This window comes from Bradyrhizobium sp. PRIMUS42 (assembly GCF_023006515.1).
In the GTDB taxonomy this organism is placed as follows: Bacteria; Pseudomonadota; Alphaproteobacteria; order Rhizobiales; family Xanthobacteraceae; genus Bradyrhizobium.
In genome coordinates this window covers 1-2,027 of record NZ_JALBGZ010000945.1, presented here as the reverse complement: position 1 = coordinate 2,027, position 2,027 = coordinate 1, and the positions used below count along the sequence as shown (strand labels likewise).

Annotated in this window: 3 protein-coding genes; 1 reads left to right on the top strand and 2 read right to left on the bottom strand. The window is 64.2% G+C overall.

Annotated features, from left to right (window positions below):
- On the bottom strand, positions 1 to 384 hold a 384-nt coding region (locus MOV75_RS36045), incomplete at its 3' end, for a homocysteine S-methyltransferase family protein (protein WP_247007747.1).
- Positions 385 to 390: 6 nt separating this feature from the next.
- Positions 391 to 1,311 carry a methylenetetrahydrofolate reductase [NAD(P)H] gene (metF, locus tag MOV75_RS36040; protein ID WP_246930081.1) on the bottom strand — a complete coding sequence of 307 codons (921 nt, stop codon included), beginning with the start codon at positions 1,309 to 1,311 and terminating at the stop codon, positions 391 to 393.
- A 391-nt stretch (positions 1,312 to 1,702) separates the two neighbouring features.
- Between metF and MOV75_RS36035 the strand changes: the two genes are divergently transcribed.
- Positions 1,703 to 2,027 (top strand): MsnO8 family LLM class oxidoreductase (locus MOV75_RS36035; RefSeq protein WP_247007746.1); only part of this gene is annotated, 325 nt, incomplete at its 3' end.

Genomic DNA, 2,027 nt, shown 5'->3' with positions numbered 1-2,027 from the left:
CCTGCCGTCCTCGGCTTCGACGCGCCGCGCGGCATTGCCGGCGAGGCGGGCGCCTTCGCGCGCCATCTCGTAGACGATGTCGGTGAGATCGTAATCGGCCTGCGCGATCGAGGTCGTGGAGAAGGTGTTGGTCGCGACGATGTCGGCGCCGGCGCGCAAATAGGCGGCGTGGATGTCCTCGATCGCCTGCGGCTGGGTCAGGATCAAGAGGTCGTTGTTGCCGCGCAGGTCGCGATGGAAATTCTTGAAACGCTCGCCGCGGAAAGCCGCTTCGTCGAACTGGAGGTTCTGGATCATCGTGCCCATGGCGCCGTCGAGCACGAGGATGCGCTCGCGCGCGGCGTTGAGCAGGGCAGTTCGCTTGGGAGAGGTGGATACGGTCATGTTGTCTTAAGCCGCCTTCTGCGCGCTCTTGGCGCGGATGCCGAGCAAATGGCTGATCGCGAACACTAGATCGGCGCGGTTCATGGTGTAGAAGTGGAAGGTGTCGACGCCATTCTTGGCGAGCTTCTGCACCTGGCCGGCGGCAACGGTCGCGGCCACCAGCTTGCGGGTCTCGGCGTCGTCATCGAGGCCCTCGAACTTCGAGGCGAACCAGTCCGGCACGGTCGTGCCGGCGCGGGTGACGAAATTGCGCGCCTGCTTGAAATTGTGCATGGGCATGATGCCCGGCACGATCGGGATGTTGATGCCACGCGCGCGGACGCGGTCGAGATAGCGGAAGTAGAGGTCGTTATCGAAGAACACCTGGGTGATCGCGCGGCTGGCGCCGGCATCGACCTTGGCCTCCAGCGTGTCGATGTCGGCATCGAAGTCGCGCGCCTCCGGGTGCTTCTCGGGATAGGCCGAGACCGACACTTCGATATCGGCATGCCGCTTCTTGATCCCCGCGACGAGGTCCGCCGAACTCTGATAGCCGTCGGGATGGCTGGCATAGGGCGTGCCGATGCCGCCGGCGGGGTCGCCACGCAAGGCCACGATGTGGCGGACGCCGACCTCGTGATAGCGGTCGACGATCTCGTCGATCTCGCCGCGCGAGGCGCCGACGCAGGTCAGATGCGCCGCCGGCAGCAGCGCGGTCTCCTGGAGGATGCGCGAGATGGTGGAGTGGGTCCGCTCCCGCGTCGAGCCGCCGGCGCCGTAGGTCACCGAGACGAATTTCGGGTCGAGCGGGGCGAGCCGGTTGATGGTCTCCCAGAGATTGCGCTCCATATCTTCCGTCTTGGGCGGAAAGAACTCGAAGGAGATCGCAGGCCGCTTCAGGTGCCCGTCTTGCCCGTCGGCTCGGGCAGGCGTCGTCAGATCGGTCATGGCACCACTCACTCCAGATTGTGTCGCCAAATTTGGCGGCCACCGGTCAGGTTCTCGCTTGAAGGGCCTAAGATAGGGCAAAGGCGAATCCAGCTACAGCCCATCGTGGATGGGAAATGGCCCACTTCGTGCGGAATGTATTGAATTCTTGTGCCTAAATGCTGAAATTGTGGGATTCGATCAATATCAAAAAATGAACGTATAATCAATGATATATGACCTGGGAGCCGGAGCCGGTGGTCAAAGCGCTGCGGTGGGCAGCTTAAATTGAGGACGACGCAGTCGTCGGTTGTCCCAACGTATTCTGGACGGCCGGTTCGCAGCCCGCACACGCCAGACCTGCGCCGTCAGCCCATTGCCGCGTCGCCGCCCGCAACTAACTTAGCGCGCCATGATCCCGCTCTCAGTCCTCGATCTCTCGGTCGTCACATCAGGCACCAGGCCCGCCGCGGCGCTGCGCAACAGCATCGACCTGGCGCGCCATGTCGACGGGCTCGGCTATGTCCGCTACTGGCTCGCCGAACACCACAACCTCGCCTCGGTCGCGAGCCCGGCGCCCGACGTCATGATCGGGCAGATCGCGGCGGTGACCAAGCATATCCGCGTCGGCTCCGGCGGGGTGATGCTGCCCAATCACGCCCCGCTGGTGGTGGCCGAGCGCTTCAAGATGTTGGAGGCGCTGTTTCCCGGCCGCATCGACCTCGGCCTCGGCCGTG